Genomic DNA, 21,915 nt, shown 5'->3' on the forward strand with positions numbered 1-21,915 from the left:
CTGTTAGGCTTGCCGGTTCGCAATCGCCCTGAGCCGCGATTGACACAAGTCTTATCGGAGCCCCAATGAATCTGCCGCTGATCCTCAACCTGCTGGTGTTCCTGGCCCTGCTGCTGGGCCTGGCACAAACCCGCCACACCACCTGGAGCCTGGCCAAGAAGGTCCTGCTGGCCCTGGTGCTGGGCGTGGTCTTCGGCATCGCCCTGCACAGCCTCTACGGCGCCGGCCACCCGGTGCTCAAGGCCTCCATCAGCTGGTTCGACCTGGTGGGCAATGGCTACGTGCAGTTGCTGCAGATGATCGTGATCCCACTGGTGTTCGCCTCGATCCTCAGCGCCGTGGCCCGCCTGCACAACGCATCGTCCCTGGGCAAGATCAGCTTCCTGACCATCGGCACCCTGCTGTTCACCACCGCCATCGCGGCGCTGGTGGGCATCGGCCTGACCAACCTGTTCGGCCTGACGGCCGAAGGGCTGGTGGCCGGCACCCAGGAAATGGCCCGCCTGCAAGTGATCCAGAGCGATTACGCGGGCAAGGTCGCCGACCTCAACGTGCCGCAGCTGCTGCTGTCGTTCATCCCGCAGAACCCTTTCGCCGACCTGGCCCGGGCCAAGCCGACCTCGATCATCAGCGTGGTGATCTTCGCCGCCTTCCTCGGTGTCGCGGCGCTGCAACTGCTCAAGGATGACGCCGACAAGGGCCAGAAGGTGCTCAACGCCATCGACACCCTGCAAGCCTGGGTAATGCGCCTGGTGCGCCTGGTGATGAAGCTGACCCCGTACGGCGTGCTGGCGCTGATGACCAAGGTGGTGGCCGGTTCCAACCTGCAGGACATCATCAAGCTCGGCAGTTTCGTGGTGGTGTCCTACCTCGGCCTGGGCCTGATGTTCGTGGTCCACGGCCTGCTGGTGGCCCTGGCCGGGATCAACCCGCTGCGCTTCTTCCGCAAGATCTGGCCGGTGCTGACCTTCGCCTTCACCAGCCGCTCCAGCGCCGCCAGCATTCCCCTGAGCATCGAAGCCCAGACCCGGCGCCTGGGCATTCCCCAGTCCATCGCCAGCTTCGCCGCTTCGTTCGGCGCCACCATCGGCCAGAACGGTTGCGCCGGCCTGTACCCGGCCATGCTGGCGGTGATGGTTGCCCCCACCGTGGGCATCAACCCGCTGGACCCGCTGTGGATCGCCACCCTGGTGGCTATCGTGACCTTGAGTTCCGCGGGCGTGGCCGGCGTGGGCGGTGGCGCGACCTTCGCCGCACTGATAGTGCTGCCGGCCATGGGCTTGCCGGTGTCGTTGGTGGCGTTGCTGATTTCCGTGGAGCCGCTGATCGACATGGGCCGCACGGCGCTGAACGTCAGCGGTTCGATGACCGCCGGCGCCATCACCAGCCAAGTGATGCAGCAAACCGACAAGGCGTTGCTGGACGCCGATGAGCACGCGGAACTGGCTCAGGCTTGATTGACCTCTTCGCCGGCAAGCCACCCCCGACGAGGGACGACTTGCCGGCGAAGCGCTTAACGCTTCTCCCACACCTCGAAGCGGTACGCCGGCTTGTCCCCTTCCGGCGGATTCGGCACATCCGACACCAACTGCCATTGGTCCAGATCGAACGCTGGAAACCAGGCATCCCCTTCCGGGCTCAAGGCCACCCGCGTCAGATACAGACGATCGGCCTGCTCCAGGCCTTGGCTATAGAGCTGCGCGCCGCCTATCAGCATCAGCTCGTCGGCCCCCTGCTCCAGGGCCCACTCCTGGGCACGGACCACCGCGGCCTCCAGTGACGGATAAACCTCGGCACCTTCGAGCACCAGATCGGTCTGACGACTGACCACGATATTCAACCGCCCCGGCAAGGGCCGGCCCAGGGAGTCCCAGGTCTTGCGCCCCATGATGATCGGCTTGCCCAGGGTCGTGGCCTTGAAGTATTTGAAATCCCCCGGCAAGTGCCAGGGCATGCTGTTGTCGACGCCGATCACGCGGTTTTCACCGAGGGCCGCGATCAGGCTGAGAGGGAGAGATTTTTTCATGCCGGCGAGGATACCAGAGGGCCCAAGCCTGGCAACTTCACCCGACCGCCGCTGCAGCAGTTATGCTCAGCGCACTTTAAAGCGATGGAATGACGCGTGACTGCACTGACTCCCCTGCAACGACTGTGGCTGACCGAAACCGTGCGCCTGCGCGAGGAGCACGCCGGGCCACTGGACGATCAGGAAGCCAACCGCCTGGCCCGCAACCAGGGCGGCGACCTGGCCACCCGCATCCAGACCCGAGCCCTGTGGCTGGCCCAGCGCGACGGTCTGCACAGCGCTTTGCTGCACTGGCTGCAAGGCGCCCGCCTGGCCTTGCTGATGCTGGCAGTATTGGCGGTCCTGAGCGGTGCCGGCCTGGCCTTCAGCGCCCTGGGCAACACCCAGCAACCGGTCAATGTGTTCTGGGCCCTGGGCAGCCTGCTGGGCCTGAACCTGATCCTGCTGCTGAGCTGGCTGATCGGCCTGCTGTACGCCGGCGAGCACAGCGCCAGCCTGGGCCGGCTGTGGCTATGGCTGAGTGAAAAGTTCTCCCGCGACGCCAAAGCCGCGCAGTTGCCACCGGCCCTGTTGCTGTTGCTGCAGCGGCGCAAGCTCAATCGCTGGGCCCTGGGCGCCCTGGTCAACGGCCTGTGGTGCCTGGCCCTGTTCAGCGCCGTGGTCATGCTGCTGTTGCTGCTGACCACCCACCGCTACAGCTTTGTCTGGGAAAGCACCCTGCTGGGCGCCGATGCCTTCGTGGCCATTACCAACGCCCTCAGTGCCCTGCCCCGCAGCCTGGGCTTCGGCGCGCCGAGCGTGGCGAGCATCCAGGCCAGCACCCGGGACGTCTACAACACCGAGCTGATCCGCCAGTCCTGGGCCATCTGGCTGGTGGTGCTGGTGATGATCTACGGCGTGCTGCCGCGCCTGCTGCTGATGCTGTTCTGCCGCTGGCGCTGGAAACGCGGAAAGGCCCGCCTGCAACTGGACCTCAAGCTGCCGGGCTACGCCCAATTGCGTGAGCGCCTGATGCCCAGTAGCGAGCGCCTGGGGGTCAACGATGCCGCACCCGAGCAGTTGCACCGCGTCGAAGGCGGGGTCAGCGCCCAGGACAGCAGCGGCGCCCTGCTGGTGGCCATCGAGCTGGACGACCAGCGTCCCTGGCCGCCGCAACTGCCGGACAGCGTCAAGGACGCCGGCATCCTCGACAGCCGCGAGTCGCGCAACCGCCTGCTGGAACAGATGAGCCGCTTCCCCCCGGCGCGCCTGGTGATCGCCTGCGATCCGCGACGCTCGCCGGATCGCGGCAGCCTGGGACTGATCGCCGAACTGGCCCGCAGCGCCAGCGCCACCCGGGTCTGGCTGCTGCAAGCTCCGCCCGGCCAAGCCCTGGATGCCGACCGCCTGGGGGATTGGCACACCGCCCTGCAGCAGCTGGAGCTGCCGTTCGCCGATTGCGCGCCCCTCAACTGGCTGGAGACCGGTCATGACTGATGTTCGCCAAAAACCCCTGAAACTGGCGGTGGTCGGCCACACCAACGTCGGCAAGACCTCGCTGCTGCGCACCCTGACCCGGGACGTGGACTTTGGCGAAGTCTCCCACCGCCCCAGCACCACCCGGCATGTGGAGGGCGCCCGCCTGTCGGTGGATGGCCAACCCCTGCTGGAGCTCTACGACACCCCGGGCCTGGAAGACGCCATCGCCCTGCTGGACTATCTGGAGCGCCTGGAACGCCCGGGCGAGCGCCTGGACGGCCCGGCCCGGCTGGCACGCTTTCTCGACGGCAGCGAGGCTCGGCAACGCTTCGAGCAGGAAGCCAAGGTCCTGCGCCAGCTGCTGGCCTCGGACGCCGGGCTCTATGTGATCGACGCCCGGGAACCGGTGCTGGCCAAGTACCGGGATGAGCTGGAAGTGCTGAGCGGCTGCGGCAAGCCGCTGCTGCCGGTGCTGAACTTCGTCAGCAGCGCCGAGCAGCGTGAAGGCGATTGGCGCGAAGCCCTGGCCCGCCTGGGGCTGCACGCCCTGGTGCGGTTCGACAGCGTGGCACCACCGCAAGACGGCGAACGGCGCCTGTATGAAAGCCTGTCCCTGCTGCTGGAGCATGCGCGCCCGGCCCTGCAACGGCTGATCGACGACCAGCAGGCCCAACGTCTGGTGCGCCAGCAAAGTGCGGCACGGCTGATTGCCGAACTGCTGGTGGACTGCGCCGCCTGCCGCCGCAGCGTAGCCAGCGACACTCAGCAGGAACAGCAAGCCATCAGTGAGTTGCGTCAGGCGATTCGCCAGCGTGAACAGCGCTGTGTCGAAGCCCTGCTCAAGCTCTACGCTTTCCGCCCTCAGGACGCCTCGGCCAGCGATCTACCGCTGCTGGACGGGCGCTGGGGCGACGACCTGTTCAACCCGGAAACCCTCAAGCAACTGGGGGTGCGTGTCGGTGGCGGAATCGCCGCGGGCGCGGCGGCCGGGGCCGGCGTGGATCTGCTGGTGGGCGGCTTGACCCTGGGCGCCGCGGCGCTGGCCGGGGCCATTGCCGGCGGCGCGCTGCAGACCGCACGCAGTTATGGCAGTCGCCTGCTGGGCAAGCTCAAGGGCCAGCGCGAATTGACCGTGGACGACAGCGTACTGCGCCTCTTGGCCCTGCGTCAGCGGCAGCTGGTGCAGGCACTGAACCTGCGCGGACACGCGGCCATGGACAGCATCCGCCTGGCCACGCCGGAGGATAAGAGCTGGCGCGAGGGCAAGTTGCCGGAAGCCTTGAGCAAGGCTCGGGCTCATCCGCAGTGGTCATCGCTCAATCCCCATGCGCGCCTGAGCCAGGCCGAGCGCCAGGAGCAGATCGAGGCCCTGGCTCAACATCTGCTGTAGCCGCTGCCAAGCCCGCGAGGCTGCGCCAAGGGCCGCAGGACCTTCAACACTCCCAGAAGCGGCGCCTCCTGCGCAGCCGTTCGCAGCCTGCGGCAGCGGCTACAAAAACCAAGCCTGAACCACGATCAAAGCAGCGCCAAGGCCTTGTCCTTGAGGATCTGCAGGTCCATCACCGGCACCCACATTTCCTTGGCCTGCTCGTCCCAGTGACGCATGCGCAAGCTCAACGCACACAGCGGGTCGAGTTCAAAGGCCGCCGCCTCTGCCGCGCTCATCACCCCACCCTGATACGCCAGGGTACGTCGGCTGGCCTCGCTCAGCCGCTGGTAATACCCCGGCTCCTTGAACGTCAGGTAACGCTTGGCCTGGACGTGGTATTCCACCAGTCGTGCCAGGCGCTCGCTGAAGCCCGCCCGGCGCAGATAATCGCCCCCCCGGCGCTCATGGCTGACCACGCCAAAACCGCCCATGTTCTCGGCATCCTGCTGACAGATGTGCCCGATGTCGTGGAAGAACGCCGCCAGCACCACTTCGTCGTCATAACCTTCCGCCAGGGCCAACTGCGCCGCCTGGGACATATGCTCGATCTGCGACACCGGCTCGCCGATGTAGTCGTCATCGCCAAAGCGCTCGTACAGGCCGAAAACCTCATCAATCACTTGCTGGCGACTCATCACGCCTCCTCCAGTATCCGGACGATATTGCCCTCGGCCATGGCCGGACCGACGCTCATGCCCACCCCAGTGTGCATCAGCGCCACATGGACCCCGGGGGCCGCCTCCAGGAAGGAGAACGGCCCAGGCCCGCGAGCACCATAGACGCCCTGCCAGCGCTCCACCACCTGGACCTTGCAGCCCAGGGTCTGCTCGGCCAGCTCGATCAGCCAGTTATCCACCTGTTCGCCATTGAAAGGCGACGGATCGCTGCCGTAATCATGGGAATCGCCGATGATCACCTCGCCATAAGGAGTCGGGCTGATCAGCAAGTGAATGCCGTGCTCATGCAGGTGTGGCGCTTCACGCAGGATCTGCGCCTGTACGGCGGCCGCTTCCGGCAGATCGGCAAAGGCGCCGTAATGCACGCAACTGAGCCCGGTGAGCAACGCATGTTGCAGGTTCAGGTTGACCTGGGGCCGGGCGCGAAGCATCTGCAAGCGGCAGATCTGCGGTTGCAAGGCCGCGATCTGCTCGGCCAGCAGGGTCTGATAATCGTGCCCCGAACACAGCACGATGCGTGGCGCTTGGAAGCGGCCAGCGGTGCTGTGCAGTTGCCCCGGCTCGATGTCACGCACCAGGGTCGAAAAGTGGAACTGCACCCCCAGGTCGCGGCGCAGGTAGTCGATCAACAGCGCAATGGCTTCCCGGGAATAAAGCTGCTGGTCGTCCAAGCCATGCAAGGCCGCCCGATGATGGCGGAACTGGCCACCGTACAGATCATTCAGCGCCGCGCCCTGAAGCAGCTCGACGCGGTAGCCGTGCTCGCGCGCGCGGCCGGCGCAGAAGGCCTCCAGCAACTGCTCTTCGGCTTCGTTGCGGGCGAACAGGTAGGAACCGTTGCGCTTGAGTGGCAAGCCGGCCAGTTGCTGCCAGTCGGCCCAGATATCGCGGCTGGCACGGGCCAGCTCCAACATGCGGCCCGGTGGCTGGCCGGTGACCAGGGCCTGGCCGAAGTTGCGCACCGAAGCGCCCAAAGGCGTGGCGCTGCGCTCGAAAACTCGCACCCGCAGACCGCGTTTGGCAGCCGCGTAGGCGTGGGACAGGCCGAGGATGCCGGCGCCGACGATCAGTAGATCGCTGTGATGGGTCATGAGTGGTGTCCTGGTGGGAAGCGCCTTCGCTGGCGAGCCGGCTTCTACAAACCCGGTAGAAGCGGCTGGCCGGCGAAAGCGATTGATCGGTTACTGCTTGGCAACTTTTTCCGACTTGCCGTCATAGCGCTTGCGCCATTCGGCGAGGATCTGGTCGCGGTTCTTCGAGGCCCAGGCAAAGTCATTCTTGATCAGGCGCTGCTCGTAGTCCGCTGGCAGCTCGGTCTGCGGCTTGGCGATGCCCGGCTGAGCCAGGACGGCGAAGTTTTCCTTGTACAGCTCCATGGCTTCGGGGCTGGCGGAGAAGTCGGCGAGCTTCTTCGCCGCCTCTTCATGAGGGGTGCCCTTGATCACTGCGGTGGCTTCGATTTCCCAGCCCAGGCCTTCCTTGGGCAGGATGATGTCCAGCGGCGCGCCCTGGCGCTTGAGCTGCACGGCCGGGTATTCGAAGGAAATGCCAATCGGGAACTCGCCGGCGGCGGCCAGCTTGCACGGCTTGGAGCCGGAGTGGACGTACTGGCCGATGTTCTGGTGCAGGTCGTCCATGTACTGCCAGCCCTGTTTCTCGCCGAAGGTCTGCAGCCAGGCGCTGACGTCAAGGAAGCCGGTGCCCGAAGACGCCGGGTTGGGCATGACGATCTTGCCCTTGTACTCGGGCTTGGTCAGGTCCTGCCAGCTCACCGGTTTGCTCAGGCCCTGCTTCTCGGCCTCCACGGTGTTGAAGCAGATGGTCGCGGCCCACACGTCCATGCCGACCCAGGTCGGTGGGTTGGCGGCGTCGCGGTAGTTCGGGCCGATCTTGCCCAGGTCCTTGGGCGCATAGCTTTGCAGCATGCCCTGCTGATCGAGGATCGCCAGGCTGGACGCCGCCAGGCCCCAGACCGCGTCCGCTTGTGGACGGGCTTTTTCCGCCAGCAGCTTGGCGGTGATGATCCCGGTGGAATCACGCACCCACTTGATCTCCACGTCCGGGTTGGCCTTTTCGAAGGCTTGCTTGTAGGACTTCAATTGCTCGGCTTCAAGGGCCGTGTAGACCGTCAGTTCGGTTTTCGCAGCAAAGGCGTTCAGGCTGACAGCAGAGAGGACGGCAGCGGCAAGAGCCAGGGGCTTGAACATGGTGCGGTTCCTTAGTGAGTGCAGATCAGAGGGTGAGTGAGCAGGAAATCAGTGGCCCGGGGCGCTTTGCCGCCAGGCCTGGGAGCGGCGCAACAGCCCGCGGGAAGCCCCCGCCAGCAGCAGCGAGACGCCGGCCGAGGTGAACAGGATCAGGGTCGACATCGCCGCAGCGCCGCCCACATTGCCGGCGTCGTCCATGTTCAGCACGGCCACGGCGGCGAGGATGGTGTCGGGGCTGTAGAGGAAGATCGCTGCCGACACCGTGGTCATGGCCGAGACGAACAGGTAGCGCACGATGTCCAGCAACGCCGGCAGGCAGATCGGTACGGTAACCCGCAGGTAGTGCCGGTACAGCGGCGCCTTGAGCGACAGCGCGGCGGCCTCGAACTCGGCATCCAGCTGGCGCAGGGCGGTGGTGGCAGTCATCTGCGCGGTGGTGAGGTAGTGGGCGATGGTGCACACCACCAACAGGGCCATGCTGCCGTAGAACACATGCAGCGGATTGCCGTTGAGGTTGAAGAAGAACACATAGCCCAGGCCCAGCACCAAACCGGGCACCGCCATCGGCACGAAGCTGAGCATGCGCAACGCCAGGTTCAGGCCACGCTGGCCGCTGGTTTTCTCCATCAGGTAGGCCCCCGTGAAGATCACCACACTGCCGATCAACGCTGTGCACAGGGCCATGGTCAGGCTGTTGCGGTAGGCCAGCCAGCCGCCACCGGCGGTGTCGTTGAACTGGTAGTGATTCAGCGACAGCGACAGGTTGTAGGGCCAGAACTTCACCAGGGAGGAATACACCGCCATGCCGAACACCAGCAGCAAGGTCGCGCAGATCAGCAGCACGATGGCCAGGTAGCAACCATCGCGCAGCCGCGACGGCGCCGGTTTGAACACCTGGGCACGACCGCTCATGGAGTCGCCATGACGACGGCGCAACCAGGCATCGACGCCGAAACTGAACAACGCCGGCAGCAGCAACACCATGCCGATCAAGGCGCCGCGGCCGAACTGCTGCTGGCCCACCACCGCCTTGTAGGCCTCCAGGGCCAATACCTGATAGTCGCCGCCCACCACCACCGGCACGCCAAAGTCGGTGATGGTCAGGGTGAACACCAGGCAGAACGCGGCGAACACCGCTTGCCGGGTGGCCGGCCAGGTGATGCTGCGAAAGGCCTTGGCGGGGCTGGCGCCCATGCTCGATGCGGCATCGAACAGCCGCGCATCCGCCAGGGACAGGGCCGAGAGCAGGATCATCAGGGCATGGGGAAAGGTGTAGATGACTTCGCCGAGAACGATGCCCCAGAAGCCGTAGATGTTCTCGGCGAACAGGCCACGCAGCATCCCCTGGTTGCCGAACAGATAGACCAGGGCAATGCCCGGCAGCATCGACGGCGCCATCAGCGGCAACAGCGACAGACCACGCCACAGGCCCTTGCCGGGAATCAGCGTGCGTTGCAGCGCGTAGGCGAACAGATAAGCCAGGGGCACCACGATGGCGGCCACGCTGAGGGAGACTTTCAGGCTGTTGCCCAGCAACCAGTGGAAGTTGTCGCTGGCCACCAGTTCACGGGCCGCCACCCAGCCACCGCCCTGCCCGGCCTCGGCGCTGAAACCGCGCCAGAAGATCGCCAACAGGGGCAACAGCACCGCTACACCCAGCAGGAGCAGAAGCAGAACCTTGCCGCCGACGACAAAGATACGGTCGCCGATCTCGGCACGAGAAGCCTGGCGCGCCCGCTTGGCAGGTAGCGGCAGGGACATTGGCACGCTCATCTTAGGCAAACACCTGGAGGCTGCGCGGCGGCAAGGCCACCCAGATGTCCTGGGCGCCCAGGCGCGGCATGGCTTCCGGGGCCAGCTCCGCCAGCAGTGCATGCCCCGGCAGCTCGTTGAGTTCAAAGCTCATGCGGCAGCGATTGCCGAGGAAAGTGATCTCGCGGACCTTGGCCGGGAACAGGTTTTCCTCATGCACCGGCGGGTTCACGCTGATGGCTTCCGGACGACAGAACAGGCGACCCGAAGCGGCCTTGGCCGAATCGTCGGCCAGGCGCACATTCATCCCGCCGACCTGGGCGTGGCTGTCGCTGTTGCGGCTAAAAGGCAGCCAGTTGCCCTGGCCGACGAACTCGGCGACGAAGGGTGTGGCCGGACGATCGTAGATTTCCTGGGGCGTAGCGTACTGCTCGACCTTGCCGTTGTTCATCACGGCGATGCGGTCGGCCATCAACATGGCCTCGTCCTGATTGTGGGTGACCATCAGGGTGGTGATCCCCAGACGCCGTTGCAGCTGGCGCAGCTCGGTGCACAAGTGCTCGCGGACCCGGGCGTCCAGGGCCGACATCGGTTCGTCCAACAGCAGCAGCGACGGTGACGGCGCCAGGGCACGGGCCAGGGCGACGCGCTGCTGCTGGCCGCCAGACAGCTGGCCGGGGTATTTCTTCTCGCTGCCGGTCAGCCCGACCAGTTCCAGCATCTGTGCCACACGCTTGCGCACTTCCTCACGGCCGCTACCGGCCAGGCCGTAGGCGATGTTGGCTTCCACCGTGAGATTGGGAAACAGCGCATAGGACTGGAACAGGATGCCGTAGTCCCGGGCTTGTGGCGCCAGCAGCGAAACATCCCGATCCCCCAGGTACAACTCGCCCTGGTCCTGGCGCTCAAGGCCGGCGATGCAGCGCAGCAGTGTGGTCTTGCCGCAGCCGGACGGGCCCAGCAGACACACCAGTTCGCCGGCCGCGACGTCCAGGGACACGTTGTCCAGGGCGGTGAAGGCGCCAAAACGCTTCTGGATACCCCGCACCTTCATCGGCGCGCCGGGGTTGCTCAGGGCAGTTGCAGTGGAGTGGTTCATGGACGGACCTCATCTAGCAGATGAGGCAAATCCTAGAGTTGTAATGCGTCGGCCATATGGCAGTAAGGCAAAAACGACCGATAGTGGTATTCAGGGATTTTGGTTCAACCTGTAAGTCAGGTGCTGCCTGATCTGACGCCTTCGCGAGCAAGCTCGCTCCCACAGGGGGAATGCATTTCAATGTAGGAGCGAGCTTGCTCGCGAAGGCATCGGCATGACCGATGCAGGTCTTTCAGGCGGGAGCCATTTCCTGGGCCAGGCCGAGGAAGGCCGCGGGCAGGCGCGCGTTCTTGCGCTCCTTAAGGCAGTACAGGTACTCGACGATCTGCGGCGCATGCTCGATGGTCAGGACCCGCAGTTGCGGATCGTGGGGCACTTCCTGACGGGCAATGATGCTGATGCCGATATTGCGCAGCACCGCCTCGCGGATCGATTCGCGACTGCCGATTTCCAGCAGCGGGCCAAAGCTGACGTGGGCGTCCTTGAGCAAGGTTTCAGTAAGGCTGCGGGTGGTGGAGCCCGGTTCACGCATCAACAGGGTATGCCCGGCCAGGGCATTGAGCGGCACGTGATCCAGCGCCGCCAGGGGGTGGTTGCGATGCACCGCAAGTACCAGCGGATCACTGCCCAATACCCGGCGGATCAGCCGCGCATCCTCCAGCAGTTGCGAGGAGGCCGCCACATCCACCCGGTAGTCTTCCAGGGCTTCGAGGACTTGCTGGGAGTTGCCGATCTCCACCGACACTTCGACCTGGGGCAAACGCTCGCGGAAAGTCTTCACCAGATCGAGGATGTAGTACGGCGCGGTGGCAGCGATGCGCAATGTGCCCTGCACCTGCCCGCTGTTGCGCAGGAAGAACTCGATGTCAGCCTCCTGCTGCAACAGGTCCTTGACCATGGGCAGCAGGCGCGTGCCTTCGTCGCTGAGGCTCAGGCGCCGACCGCCGCGGTAGAACAGCTCCACCGAATACTGGCTTTCCAGGTTGCGGATCTGCGTGGTCACCGTCGGCTGACTGAGGCCAAGCTTCTTCGCCGCCAGGGTGATGCTGCCCAGGCGGGCGACCATGTAAAAAGCCTTCAGCTCGGCACTCAGCATGGCGGCTTGCCGCAGCTGCAAGCTTTGAGCGGCAAGCCGCAAGCTGAAGCCGGTGCGTGTGAGTTCATCACTCTGGTTCTCCCCTCAGTTGCTTGTTGCTTGCCGATACGGTGGCCTATTTGCGCAGCAGGCGCAGGCCGTTGAATACCACCAGCAGGCTGACGCCCATGTCGGCGAACACCGCCATCCACATGGTGGCGAGCCCGGCAAAGGTTACCCCAAGAAAGATCGCCTTGATGACCAGGGCCAGGGCGATATTTTGCTTGAGCACCACCGAGGTCTGGCGCGACAGGCGAATAAAAGCCGGAATCTTGCGCAGATCGTCGTCCATCAGCGCTACATCCGCAGTCTCGATGGCCGTATCGGTGCCCGCCGCGGCCATGGCGAAACCAATCTCGGCCCGGGCCAGGGCCGGGGCGTCGTTGATGCCGTCGCCCACCATGCCCACCCGATGCCCCTGGGCATACAACGCCTCGATGGCTTGCAGCTTGTCGGTGGGCAACAGGTCGCCCCGGGCCTGATCGATGCCCACCTGGGCCGCAATGGCCTGGGCGGTGTGAGGGTTGTCGCCGGTGAGCATCAGGGTCTTGATCCCCAGCTCATGCAACTGCTGGATGGCCTCGCGGCTGGATTCCTTGACCGTGTCGGCCACGGCGAACAGTGCCAGGGGGCCATTGCTGTCCAGCAACAGCACCACGGTCTTGCCCTGCTTCTCCAGGGCGAAGAGTTTTTCCTCCAGGGCCGGGGAGCACAGGCCCAGCTCTTCCACCAGGCGGTGATTGCCCAGGTGATACAGCTGGCCGTTTATCTCGCCGCGCACTCCGCGCCCGGTCAGGGCTTCGAAGTTATCCACAGCATGCAGCGCCAGCTGCTTATCCACAGCCGCCTGGGCAATGGCCAGGGACACCGGATGATCGGAACGTCCCGCCAGGCTCGCGGCCAGGGCCGGAGCCGTGTCCTGCGCCAACGGGTCCAGGGACAGGAAATCGGTCTGTACCGGTTTGCCGTGGGTGATGGTGCCGGTCTTGTCCAGGGCCAGGTAGTCGAGCTTGTAACCGCCCTCCAGGTAGACCCCGCCCTTGACCAGGATGCCCTTACGGGCCGCAGCCGCCAGGCCGCTGACGATGCTCACCGGGGTGGAGATCACCAGGGCACAGGGACAGGCCACCACCAGCAACACCAGGGCGCGGTAGATCCAGTCGAACCAGACGCCACCCATGAACAGCGGTGGAATCAGCGCCACGGCCAGGGCGAAGGCGAATACCGCCGGGGTGTAGATTTTCGAGAAGGTATCGACGAAGCGCTGGGTCGGCGCCCGGGCGCCCTGGGCCTGCTCCACGGCGTGGATGATCCGTGCCAGGGTCGAGTTGTTGGCGGCGGCGGTCACGCGATATTCCAGGGAACCGGCCTGGTTGATGGTGCCGGCGAACACCTTGTCGCCCACGGTTTTTTCCACCGGCAGGCTTTCACCGGTGATCGGCGCCTGGTCGATGGTGGAGCTGCCGGACACGACCTCGCCGTCCAGACCGATGCGCTCTCCCGGGCGAACTCGCACGCGGGCGCCCAGCTCGACGTTTTTCGCCTCCAGTTCGCTCCAGCTGCCGTCCGCCTGCTGCACCGTGACCTGTTCCGGGGTCATCTGCATCAGGCCGCTGATGGCGTTGCGCGCCCGGTCCAGGGAGCGGGCCTCGATCAACTCGGCCACGGTGAACAGGAACATCACCATCGCCGCTTCCGGCCATTGGCCAATCAGCACTGCACCGGTCACGGCAATGCTCATCAGCGCATTGATATTCAGGTTGCGGTTCTTCAGGGCGATCCAGCCCTTCTTGTAGGTGCCCAGGCCGCCACTGAGGATCGACACCAGGGCCACCAGCGCCACGACCCAGTCGGGTGCGGCATTGGTGAAGTGAATGACTTCGGCGGCCAGCGCGCCGATACCGGACAGGGCCAGCGGCCACCAGGCTTTCTTCACCGGCGCTGCGGCAGGCGCGACTTCGGCGCCATCCTGCTGCAGAGGCTCGGCGTGCATGCCCAGGGATTTGATCGCTTCGATGATCGGCGTCGTGCTCGGCAGGTCGTGGGTCACCCCCAGCACGCGGTTCATCAGGTTGAACTCCAGCGCCTGAACCCCCGCCAGCTTGCCCAGCTTGTTCTGGATCAGGGTCTGCTCGGTGGGGCAATCCATGGCTTCAATGCGGAAGCTGCTCAGACGCGCGCCGGCAGTCGGTGTTTCGCTCAGGGTGACCTTGGACGGCGCCGGGCCGGCAGAACCGCAGCAGGAGGCACCGTGGGTGGCGTGATCGTGCGCCTTGACCGGCTGCAGCTTGCCCGCAGAGGCAGGGGCATGGGAATGGCTGTGATCGTGATCAGCATGGGCGTGCTGGGCGTCGGGTTTGCGCGGGTTGTGAATGGAGTCGCTCATAGGGGTCGCGTCCGTATAAAGGTGCTTGTTGCCAAGTGAACACCCTGTAGCCACTATAGGGTCAAGCACCCATTCGGAGACGACGGCAATGAAGATTGGCGAACTGGCGAAACTCACCGACTGTCAGGTCGAGACCATCCGTTACTACGAGCGCGAAGGACTGCTGCCGGAACCGGCCCGCAGCGAAGGCAACTACCGCCTCTACACCCAGGCCCACACCGAGCGCCTGACCTTTATCCGCAACTGCCGCAGCCTGGACATGACCCTCGAGGAAATCCGCAGCCTGCTCAACCTGCGGGACAGCCCCGAAGGCCAGTGCGCCAGCGTCAACGCCCTGATCGACGAGCACATCCACCACGTCAAGGCGCGCATCGACGGGCTACTGGTGCTCCAGGAACAACTGCTGGACCTGCGCCAGCGCTGCAGCGAAGGGCCGGACCTGGATCACTGCGGCATCCTCCAGCGCCTGGAAGTCAGCGGTTCGGTGGCTCCCAGCGAGGCCGAGCCGTCCCATGTCGGCCGCAGCCACGGGCATTGAGGGAATCGGCTCCTTTTCCATGCTAAAGAGACTGATTGCGCAGCTTTTCGCTCAGTAAAATACACCCGTTCAAACGACAATATGACCAAAGGACTTGGAGATGTTCAAACTTTCAGCAAAAGTCAAACAACAGATCAACTCAAGCTTCTACAAAGAAGTCAGTTCGAGATACCACACAAAACGCAAATATAACTGCTTGTATCCTAACTGCTCAAATCTAGCTGTACATTCGCATTCCATATCCAAAGAGACTTCTCTTCGCCCTATTTCCACAGACGGCAACCTATTAACGATACAGCCAAAAAGAGATGACACAAAAGATCTCAGAGACATAGAAATCTGCAGTGAAGGGATCAACAACGCCACAACATTCAAGGGATTCTGCAGTACTCACGAAAAAATATTTCACAGCATAGATACTCGCGGCATATCCACGCTAAAAGACATATTCTTACAATGCTATAGAAGTATAAGCAAAGACAGCTTCACAAGAAACTTATTAACGCAGAGTGAACTAAAGTCCCAAAAAAGCAACATCGTGTTCAACCCAAATATAGAATCAGAGAAAGTAATAAATTCTAGCAAGCTGACAGAATCACTCATCGACCTTATCGAAAATGGCAAAAACCTACACCAAGAGATCGATATACCACCCTCAGCAACAATGGTGATTTCATTAACAGAAGCATGTCAGGCCAATTACCAGTTGCTTTACAGAAAACTGGATGTCGCTTATCCCGTTGCGATTGAAAAACGCTTAACAATTCGATTACTTGACAAAGCTTCTGACAGCTATATCACCGTAATCCCAGAATCACATCAGACCCATATAATAGTCATCAGCCATGAATCACAGATTGATCTTTTCGCAGCTAAACTATCAAGCCCAATCGACACACTATGCTTTGTAGAATGGGCGATGATACATGATGCAGAATTCTGGATAGCACCTGACGTTGTCAAAAGCTGGTCAGAAGAGAAAGCAAACCACATCGTCAGAGACTATCAATTCTTCTACGAGCACTCGACACTGGGTGAGTATGACACATCGATCTTCGATGACCTGCGAATAAAACTATGCGAAGACCTAAGTGAAGATAGAAAAAACAAAGAACTAAAAAAGATAAATCATCTTACAAAACGAAAACCGCTCAGCCTTAGAGAGGCTGAACTTGAAAAGGTCTTGAATCCGTTCAATTAGAAATAACATCTATCTTAGCCCTATGAAGTAAAAAGCAGAGCGTCAATTTACGCTCTGCTTTAATAATCACAGGAAGTGAAAACTACACCGCCATCGGCGCGGTCATCGGCGCGTGGTGCTCATAGCCTTCCAGGGAGAAATCGCTCGGCTCGATCAGTTCCAGCCACTCCGGCTGGTAGACGCCAGTCTTGGCGAACTCCGGCACGCGCTCGGAAATCACCAGCTTGGGCATCGGGAACGGCTCGCGCTTGAGCTGTTCGTTGAGCATGTCCAGGTGATTTTCGTAAACGTGGGCATCACCGATGAAGTAGGTGAACCAGCGCGGCGTGTAGCCGGTCAGGCGACCGATCAGGCTCAGCAGCGCGGCGCCCTCGGTGAGGTTGAACGGCGTCCCCAGCCCCAGGTCGTTGGAGCGGATGTAGAGGGTCAGGGAGATTTCCCGAGTCTCGACATTAGGGTGGAACTGATACAGCAGATGGCACGGCGGCAGGGCCATTTCATCCAGCTGCGCGCAGTTCCAGCCGTGGAACAGGATTCGCCGGCTGCCCGGGTCGTTGATGATGGTGTCAACGCACTGGCGCACCTGATCGATGGCCTTGTACAGCACCACGTAACCCTGGCCGTCTTCCTCGCCGGCGGCGATCTGCCGGTAGCCCTGGCTCAACGCCAGGTCAATGGCGGCCTGGTTGCTGGTCTTGATCTGCTTGTAGGCCGGCCACTTGCGCCACTGCACGCCGTAGATCTCGCCCAGATCGTCATCGCCCTGGCGGAACGGGTTGGCCAGCCACTGGGCGTTTTCGTTGGCGTTCTGGTCCCAGACCTTGCAGCCCAGGGCACGGAACTCGGCGGCGTTGTTCACCCCACGCAGGAAGCCAACCATCTCGCCGATGGCCGACTTGAAGGCCATCTTGCGGGTGGTGATGGCCGGGAAACCTTCCTTGAGGTCGTAGCGCAGCATGGCCCCGGGAAAGCTGATGGTGTTCACACCGGTGCGGTTGGCCTGCTTGGTGCCGTTGTTGATGACATGGGCCACCAGATCAAGATATTGCTTCATGAATTACCTGCATCCTTGAACCCGGGGCACGCCCCGGGATTCGAATTTATTGCGCCGCGCTCTGGGCCGGAGCGCGATGATAAGCCAGCCAGATCAGTCCCAGGCCGCCGAGGATCATCGGCACGCACAGAACCTGACCCATGGTCAGCCAGTTCCATGCCAGGTAGCCCAGCTGTGCGTCCGGCACCCGGACGAACTCGACGATGAAACGGAAGATCCCGTAGAACAGGGCGAACATACCGGAAACCGCCATGGTCGGCCGGGGTTTGCGCGAGAACAGCCACAGGATCAGGAACAACGCCACGCCTTCCAGGGCGAACTGATACAACTGCGACGGATGACGCGGCAACTGCGCCGGATCGCTGAACGGCGGGAAGATCATCGCCCATGGCACGTCGGTGGGTTTACCCCACAATTCGGCGTTGATGAAATTGCCGATTCGCCCGGCACCCAGGCCGATTGGCACCATGGGCGCGACGAAGTCCATCAGTTCGAAGAACGTCTTGTTGTTGCGCTTGCCGAACCACCAGGCCGCCAGCATTACTCCGATGAAACCGCCGTGGAACGACATGCCGCCCTTCCACACCTCGAAGATCAGGGTCGGGTTGGCCAGATAGGCGCTGAGGTCGTAGAACAGCACGTAACCCAGTCGCCCACCGACGATCACCCCCATGGACATCCAGAACACCATGTCCGAGAGCTTTTCCTTGCTCCAGGTCGGATCGAAACGGTTCAGCCGGCGCGAGGCCAGCAGCCAGGCACCGCCGATGCCGATCAGGTACATCAGGCCGTACCAGTGGATTTTCAGCGGGCCGATGGCCAGGGCCACCGGATCAATCTGCGGGTAAGGCAGCATTGCGACTCCTCGTAAGGGTTAGAACTCAAATGTCCCGGGGCAAACTGCCAGCCCAGGATTAAGCCAGGATTGCGTCACCACTCAGAACAGGAAGCTGATCCCCACGCAGAACAGTAGCGCGGCGAACAAGCGTTTCAACAGGCGTGGCGACAGTGTGTGGGCCAGGCGCGCACCGATACGGGCGAACACCATGCTGGTCAGGGCAATGCCCAGCAGCGCCGGCAGATAAACGAAGCCGAGACTATGAGCCGGAAGCTGCGGATCATGCCAGCCCAGAATCATGAAACTTAAGGCGCTGGCCAGGGCGATGGGCAAGCCGCACGCCGAGGATGTAGCCACCGCCTGCTGCATCGGTACGCTGCGCCAGGTGAGAAACGGCACCGTCAGCGAACCGCCGCCAATGCCGAAGATCGCCGAAGCCCAGCCGATCACACCGCCGGCCGCCGCCAAACCCAGCTTGCCGGGCACCTGGCGACTGGCCTTGGGCTTGAGCTCCAGGGTCATCTGCAAGGCCACCACCAGGGCGAAGACGCCGATGATTTTTTGCAGGTGCGGGCCGGAAATCGCTTCGGCGGTCAGCGCGCCGAAACCGGCCCCCAGCAGGATGCCCAGGGCCATCCAGGCGAAGATCGGCCAGCGCACCGCGCCACGGCGATGGTGTTCGCGAACGGCGTTGACCGAGGTAAAGATGATGCTGGCCAAAGAAGTGCCGACCGCCAGATGGGTCAGCACCGAGGCATCGAAGCCTTGCAGGGTGAAACTGAACACCAGCACCGGGACAATGATGATCCCGCCGCCCACGCCGAACAGCCCGGCCAGCACACCTGCACAGGCGCCCAGCAGCAGATAGAGCAGAAATTCCATGGGAGCATCCGAAAATAAGACCGGCATGGTAACGGATGCGCCGCCCCGGACTCCACTGGATGGCGATGGATACCCATTGGATCTGTGCGTAAAGTGGGCAAAAACACACAGGGGGCCACCTTAATGTGCTTGATCGTATTCGCCTGGCGGCCGGGTCATGCTCAGCCACTGATCGTCGCGGCCAACCGTGACGAATTCTACGCCCGGCCCAGCCTGCCCCTGGGGCAATGGCCGGAGTCGCCGCAGATCCACGCCGGACGCGACCTGGAGGCCGGAGGCACCTGGCTTGGTGTCGGTGCCAATGGCCGCTTTGCCGCCCTGACCAATATCCGCAACCCGCATCAGCCCCCGGCACGACGCTCCCGGGGCGAACTGGTGGCGCGCTTTCTCGAAGGCGACGTAGCCCTGGAAGATTATCTGCACGATGTGGTGGGCCGCTCGGTGGAGTACGCCGGGTTCAACCTGTTGCTGGGCACAGCAGAGCAACTGTGGCACTACAACGCCCAGGATGTGCAACCGCAATTGCTCAAGCCCGGCGTCTACGGCCTGTCCAATGCCGGGCTCGATACGCCGTGGCCCAAGCTGCTCAAGGCCAAGGCCGCGCTGCAGGAAGTGCTGTCCAATCCACAACCCCAAGCCCTGCTGGCGTTACTCAGCGATCCGCACACCGCGCCCTTCGCCGAACTGCCGGACACCGGAGTGGGTTTGGCTACGGAAAGCCTGCTGTCCAGCGTATTCATCGCCAGCCCCAGCTACGGCACCCGCGCCAGCACCGCGCTGATCGTCAACGCGGACGGCTCGCGGCATCTGCTGGAGCGCAGTTTTGGCCCTTATGGCGGGCATCTGGGAGAGGTCGAGCTGAAAGTGTGAAACGTTCGCCAGCCAGCCGGCTCCTACACAGGCCGTTGTAGGAGTCGGCTGGCCGGCGAAGCAAATACTTCGATTACAGGGTCTTGCTCGAAGCCGGATTGATCATCCGTGCCAGGCCGAGTTTCTTCAGCGCCAATTGCAGCGAGCTGTGGATAACTTGCGGGTTGTCGATGGTCATCATCTCGTCCAGCAGTTCCTTGGCTTTGCTCATGTTGATCTGACGCAGCATCCACTTCACTTTCGGCAAGTTGGTGGCGTTCATCGACAGGCTGTCGAAACCCATGGCCATCAGCAGCACCGCCGCCGCCGGATCGCCGGCCATTTCGCCACAGATGCTCACCGGCTTGCCTTCGGCATGGGCATCACGCACCACGTTCTGCAGCGCTTGCAGCACGGCCGGATGCAGGTAGTCGTAGAGGTCGGCGACCCGCGGGTTGTTGCGGTCTACCGCCAGCAGGTACTGGGTCAGGTCGTTGGAGCCCACCGAGAGGAAGTCCACCTGGCGCGCCAGTTCCCGGGTCTGATACACCGCCGCCGGAATCTCGATCATCACCCCCACTGGCGGCATGGGCACGTCGGTGCCTTCATCGCGGACTTCACCCCAGGCACGGTGGATCAGGTGCAGGGCTTCTTCCAGCTCATGGATACCGGAAATCATCGGCAGCAGGATGCGCAGGTTGTTCAGGCCCTCGCTGGCCTTGAGCATGGCCCGGGCCTGCACCAGGAAAATTTCCGGGTGGTCGAGGGTCACGCGGATGCCGCGCCAGCCGAGGAAGGGGTTGTCTTCCTTGATCGGGAAGTACGACAGCGACTTGTCGCCACCGATGTCCAGGCTGCGCATGGTCACCGGTTGCGGATGGAAGGCCGCCAGCTGCTCGCGATAGATCGCCAGCTGTTCTTTCTCGCTGGGAAAGCGCTGGTTGATCATGAACGGCACTTCGGTGCGATACAGGCCTACGCCCTCGGCACCGCGCTTCTGCGCCCGGGCCACATCGGCCAGCAGGCCGGTGTTGACCCACAGCGGCATGCGGTGGCCATCAGGGGTGATGCAAGGCAGGTCGCGCAATGCGTCCAGGCCCTGGGCCAGTTGCCGCTCTTCTTCCACCACATCGGCGAACTGCTTGCGCAGCACGTCACTGGGGTTGGTATAGACCTCGCCGTGATAGCCGTCGACGATCATCTGAATGCCATCGACCTTGGAATACGGCAGGTCGACAAGGCCCATCACCGTGGGAATGCCCATGGCCCGGGCCAGGATGGCCACGTGGGAGTTGCCCGAACCCAGCACCGAGACCAGCCCCACCAGCTTGCCTTCCGGCACTTCGCCGAGCATGGCCGGGGTCAGTTCTTCACTGACCAGGATGGTGTTGTCGGGGTAGACCAGGGTCTGCTGGCGCTCTTCCTGCAGATAGGCCAGGAGCCGCCGCCCCAGGTCCTTGACGTCCGAGGCGCGCTCGCGCAGGTAGGCGTCGTCCATCAGTTCGAAACGGTTGACGTGATCGGTGACCACTTGGCGCAACGCACCCTGGGCCCATTGCCCGGTCTTGATCACGGTCTTCACTTCGCTGCCCAGGGAGGCGTCGTCGAGCATCATCAGATAGACGTCGAACAGCGCGCGCTCTTCCGGACGCAGTTGGGTCGCAAGTTTTTCCGACAACGCGCGCATATCGGCGCGCACCCCTTCCAGGGCGGTCTTGAACAGCGCCAGTTCAGCGTCGATGTCGGTGATGTATTTGTCCGGGACCACATCCAGATCAGCCGGTGGCAACATCACCACCGCGCTACCTACCGCGGCGCCAGGGGAACCTGGCACGCCGACAAACTTGGCTTCCTGAATACCCTTGCCCTGACGCCCCAGGCCGCGGATCGAACCGGTGGCCTCGGCGTGGGCGATCACCCCGGCCAGTTGCGCGCTCATGGTCACCAGAAAGGCTTCTTCACCCTCGTCGAACTGGCGGCGCTCTTTCTGCTGGATGACCAGTACGCCAACTACGCGGCGATGGTGAATGATCGGGGCGCCGAGGAACGAGGCGTAACGCTCCTCACCGGTTTCGGCGAAGTAGCGATAACGCGGGTGATCGGCGGCGTTTTCCAGGTTGAGGGGCTCTTCCCGCGTGCCCACCAGGCCCACCAGGCCTTCGTTGGGGGCCATGCTGACCTTGCCGATGGAACGCTTGTTCAAGCCTTCAGTGGCCATCAGCACAAAACGGTTGGTTTCCGGGTCCAGCAGGTAGACCGAGCAGACCTGGCTGCCCATGGCCTCTTTGACGCGCAATACAATAATCCCTAACGCCGCCTTGAGATCCTTGGCGGAGTTAACTTCCTGGACGATCTTGCGCAGCGTATTGAGCATGGCTCGGGGT

At 63.1% G+C, this 21,915-nt stretch carries 18 protein-coding genes; 6 read left to right on the forward strand and 12 right to left on the reverse strand.

Annotation, left to right across the window (positions count from 1 at the left end; translation table 11 throughout):
• The first annotated feature begins 65 nt into the window (after positions 1-65).
• Positions 66-1,457 (forward strand): L-cystine transporter, encoded by a 1,392-nt coding sequence (locus Q8O96_RS16110; RefSeq protein WP_102881188.1) that lies wholly within the window; start codon positions 66-68, stop codon positions 1,455-1,457.
• Between the two features lie 56 nt (positions 1,458-1,513).
• Here Q8O96_RS16110 and Q8O96_RS16115 read toward each other — a convergent pair whose 3' ends face one another.
• Entirely contained in the window at positions 1,514-2,026 is a 513-nt protein-coding gene (locus Q8O96_RS16115) for a dihydrofolate reductase (protein WP_115581153.1), read from the reverse strand.
• A gap of 96 nt (positions 2,027-2,122) precedes the next feature.
• Between Q8O96_RS16115 and Q8O96_RS16120 the strand changes: the two genes are divergently transcribed.
• Positions 2,123-3,502 carry a DUF2868 domain-containing protein gene (locus Q8O96_RS16120; RefSeq protein WP_305949095.1) on the forward strand — a complete coding sequence of 460 codons (1,380 nt, stop codon included), beginning with the start codon at positions 2,123-2,125 and terminating at the stop codon, positions 3,500-3,502.
• Positions 3,495-4,874: a GTPase/DUF3482 domain-containing protein gene (locus Q8O96_RS16125; RefSeq protein WP_102862114.1), complete on the forward strand. Its 1,380-nt coding sequence runs from the start codon at positions 3,495-3,497 to the stop codon at positions 4,872-4,874. Before Q8O96_RS16120 ends, Q8O96_RS16125 begins: the two co-directional genes overlap by 8 nt.
• Positions 4,875-4,999: 125 nt before the next feature.
• Here the strand turns inward: Q8O96_RS16125 and Q8O96_RS16130 are convergent, their stop codons facing one another.
• The 7 genes from Q8O96_RS16130 to Q8O96_RS16160 all read right to left on the reverse strand — a co-directional run bounded on the left by Q8O96_RS16130 (position 5,000) and on the right by Q8O96_RS16160 (position 14,169).
• On the reverse strand, positions 5,000-5,548 hold the full coding sequence (locus tag Q8O96_RS16130; RefSeq protein WP_305949096.1) for a phosphonate degradation HD-domain oxygenase: 549 nt from the start codon (positions 5,546-5,548) through the stop codon (positions 5,000-5,002).
• Entirely contained in the window at positions 5,548-6,681 is a 1,134-nt protein-coding gene (locus tag Q8O96_RS16135; RefSeq protein WP_305949097.1) for a TIGR03364 family FAD-dependent oxidoreductase, read from the reverse strand. Before Q8O96_RS16135 ends, Q8O96_RS16130 begins: the two co-directional genes overlap by 1 nt.
• Before the next feature lie 90 nt (positions 6,682-6,771).
• A complete protein-coding gene (locus Q8O96_RS16140; protein WP_207814976.1) occupies positions 6,772-7,797 on the reverse strand; it encodes a putative 2-aminoethylphosphonate ABC transporter substrate-binding protein in 1,026 nt (341 codons plus the stop codon).
• Between the two features lie 48 nt (positions 7,798-7,845).
• Entirely contained in the window at positions 7,846-9,570 is a 1,725-nt protein-coding gene (locus tag Q8O96_RS16145; protein WP_305949098.1) for a putative 2-aminoethylphosphonate ABC transporter permease subunit, read from the reverse strand.
• Position 9,571: 1 nt separating this feature from the next.
• On the reverse strand, positions 9,572-10,648 hold the full coding sequence (locus tag Q8O96_RS16150) for a putative 2-aminoethylphosphonate ABC transporter ATP-binding protein (protein ID WP_102881196.1): 1,077 nt from the start codon (positions 10,646-10,648) through the stop codon (positions 9,572-9,574).
• A gap of 232 nt (positions 10,649-10,880) precedes the next feature.
• The gene (locus tag Q8O96_RS16155) at positions 10,881-11,744 is read right to left on the reverse strand and encodes a LysR family transcriptional regulator (RefSeq protein WP_102881471.1); all 864 of its coding nucleotides are present in this window, start codon (positions 11,742-11,744) and stop codon (positions 10,881-10,883) included.
• A gap of 115 nt (positions 11,745-11,859) precedes the next feature.
• Positions 11,860-14,169 carry a heavy metal translocating P-type ATPase gene (locus Q8O96_RS16160; protein WP_305949099.1) on the reverse strand — a complete coding sequence of 770 codons (2,310 nt, stop codon included), beginning with the start codon at positions 14,167-14,169 and terminating at the stop codon, positions 11,860-11,862.
• 88 nt (positions 14,170-14,257) lie between these two features.
• On the opposite strand from Q8O96_RS16160, the gene cadR reads away from it, so the two are divergent.
• Complete coding sequence (cadR, locus tag Q8O96_RS16165) at positions 14,258-14,707, forward strand: Cd(II)/Pb(II)-responsive transcriptional regulator (RefSeq protein ID WP_092308673.1); 450 nt, start codon at positions 14,258-14,260, stop codon at positions 14,705-14,707.
• A gap of 100 nt (positions 14,708-14,807) precedes the next feature.
• Positions 14,808-15,908, forward strand: a complete 1,101-nt coding sequence (locus tag Q8O96_RS16170; RefSeq protein WP_305949100.1) for a hypothetical protein — start codon at positions 14,808-14,810, stop codon at positions 15,906-15,908.
• An 82-nt stretch (positions 15,909-15,990) separates the two neighbouring features.
• Here Q8O96_RS16170 and Q8O96_RS16175 read toward each other — a convergent pair whose 3' ends face one another.
• From Q8O96_RS16175 to Q8O96_RS16185, 3 genes are all read right to left on the reverse strand, one after another.
• Positions 15,991-16,962, reverse strand: a complete 972-nt coding sequence (locus tag Q8O96_RS16175; protein WP_015637397.1) for a thymidylate synthase — start codon at positions 16,960-16,962, stop codon at positions 15,991-15,993.
• A 46-nt stretch (positions 16,963-17,008) separates the two neighbouring features.
• Positions 17,009-17,818 carry a prolipoprotein diacylglyceryl transferase gene (gene lgt, locus Q8O96_RS16180; protein WP_102862122.1) on the reverse strand — a complete coding sequence of 270 codons (810 nt, stop codon included), beginning with the start codon at positions 17,816-17,818 and terminating at the stop codon, positions 17,009-17,011.
• A gap of 81 nt (positions 17,819-17,899) precedes the next feature.
• Positions 17,900-18,682, reverse strand: coding sequence for a sulfite exporter TauE/SafE family protein (locus tag Q8O96_RS16185; protein WP_102862123.1), 783 nt, complete (start codon positions 18,680-18,682; stop codon positions 17,900-17,902).
• Positions 18,683-18,805: 123 nt separating this feature from the next.
• Here Q8O96_RS16185 and Q8O96_RS16190 point away from each other — a divergent pair, with 123 nt between their 5' ends.
• Entirely contained in the window at positions 18,806-19,552 is a 747-nt protein-coding gene (locus Q8O96_RS16190) for an NRDE family protein (RefSeq protein ID WP_110652445.1), read from the forward strand.
• Between the two features lie 73 nt (positions 19,553-19,625).
• Here the strand turns inward: Q8O96_RS16190 and ptsP are convergent, their stop codons facing one another.
• On the reverse strand, positions 19,626-21,905 hold the full coding sequence (gene ptsP, locus Q8O96_RS16195; RefSeq protein ID WP_102862125.1) for a phosphoenolpyruvate--protein phosphotransferase: 2,280 nt from the start codon (positions 21,903-21,905) through the stop codon (positions 19,626-19,628).
• Positions 21,906-21,915 lie beyond the last annotated feature (10 nt).

The sequence above is a fragment of the Pseudomonas sp. LPH60 genome (assembly GCF_030718165.1).
GTDB lineage: Bacteria > Pseudomonadota > Gammaproteobacteria > Pseudomonadales > Pseudomonadaceae > Aquipseudomonas > Aquipseudomonas danubii.

Excerpts from the sequence above, each read along its gene's own strand:
- Q8O96_RS16150 (WP_102881196.1), bottom strand. The coding sequence starts at position 10,648 with ATGAACCACTCCACTGCAACTGCCCTGAGCAACCCCGGCGCGCCGATG.
- Q8O96_RS16160 (WP_305949099.1), bottom strand. The coding sequence starts at position 14,169 with ATGAGCGACTCCATTCACAACCCGCGCAAACCCGACGCCCAGCACGCC.
- Q8O96_RS16155 (WP_102881471.1), bottom strand. The coding sequence starts at position 11,744 with ATGCTGAGTGCCGAGCTGAAGGCTTTTTACATGGTCGCCCGCCTGGGC.
- Q8O96_RS16130 (WP_305949096.1), bottom strand. The coding sequence starts at position 5,548 with ATGAGTCGCCAGCAAGTGATTGATGAGGTTTTCGGCCTGTACGAGCGC.
- Q8O96_RS16140 (WP_207814976.1), bottom strand. The coding sequence starts at position 7,797 with ATGTTCAAGCCCCTGGCTCTTGCCGCTGCCGTCCTCTCTGCTGTCAGC.
- ptsP (WP_102862125.1), bottom strand. The coding sequence starts at position 21,905 with ATGCTCAATACGCTGCGCAAGATCGTCCAGGAAGTTAACTCCGCCAAG.
- Q8O96_RS16145 (WP_305949098.1), bottom strand. The coding sequence starts at position 9,570 with ATGAGCGTGCCAATGTCCCTGCCGCTACCTGCCAAGCGGGCGCGCCAG.
- Q8O96_RS16170 (WP_305949100.1), top strand. The coding sequence starts at position 14,808 with ATGTTCAAACTTTCAGCAAAAGTCAAACAACAGATCAACTCAAGCTTC.
- Q8O96_RS16125 (WP_102862114.1), top strand. The coding sequence starts at position 3,495 with ATGACTGATGTTCGCCAAAAACCCCTGAAACTGGCGGTGGTCGGCCAC.
- Q8O96_RS16190 (WP_110652445.1), top strand. The coding sequence starts at position 18,806 with ATGTGCTTGATCGTATTCGCCTGGCGGCCGGGTCATGCTCAGCCACTG.
- Q8O96_RS16185 (WP_102862123.1), bottom strand. The coding sequence starts at position 18,682 with ATGGAATTTCTGCTCTATCTGCTGCTGGGCGCCTGTGCAGGTGTGCTG.
- Q8O96_RS16115 (WP_115581153.1), bottom strand. The coding sequence starts at position 2,026 with ATGAAAAAATCTCTCCCTCTCAGCCTGATCGCGGCCCTCGGTGAAAAC.
- Q8O96_RS16135 (WP_305949097.1), bottom strand. The coding sequence starts at position 6,681 with ATGACCCATCACAGCGATCTACTGATCGTCGGCGCCGGCATCCTCGGC.
- lgt (WP_102862122.1), bottom strand. The coding sequence starts at position 17,818 with ATGCTGCCTTACCCGCAGATTGATCCGGTGGCCCTGGCCATCGGCCCG.
- Q8O96_RS16110 (WP_102881188.1), top strand. The coding sequence starts at position 66 with ATGAATCTGCCGCTGATCCTCAACCTGCTGGTGTTCCTGGCCCTGCTG.
- cadR (WP_092308673.1), top strand. The coding sequence starts at position 14,258 with ATGAAGATTGGCGAACTGGCGAAACTCACCGACTGTCAGGTCGAGACC.
- Q8O96_RS16175 (WP_015637397.1), bottom strand. The coding sequence starts at position 16,962 with ATGAAGCAATATCTTGATCTGGTGGCCCATGTCATCAACAACGGCACC.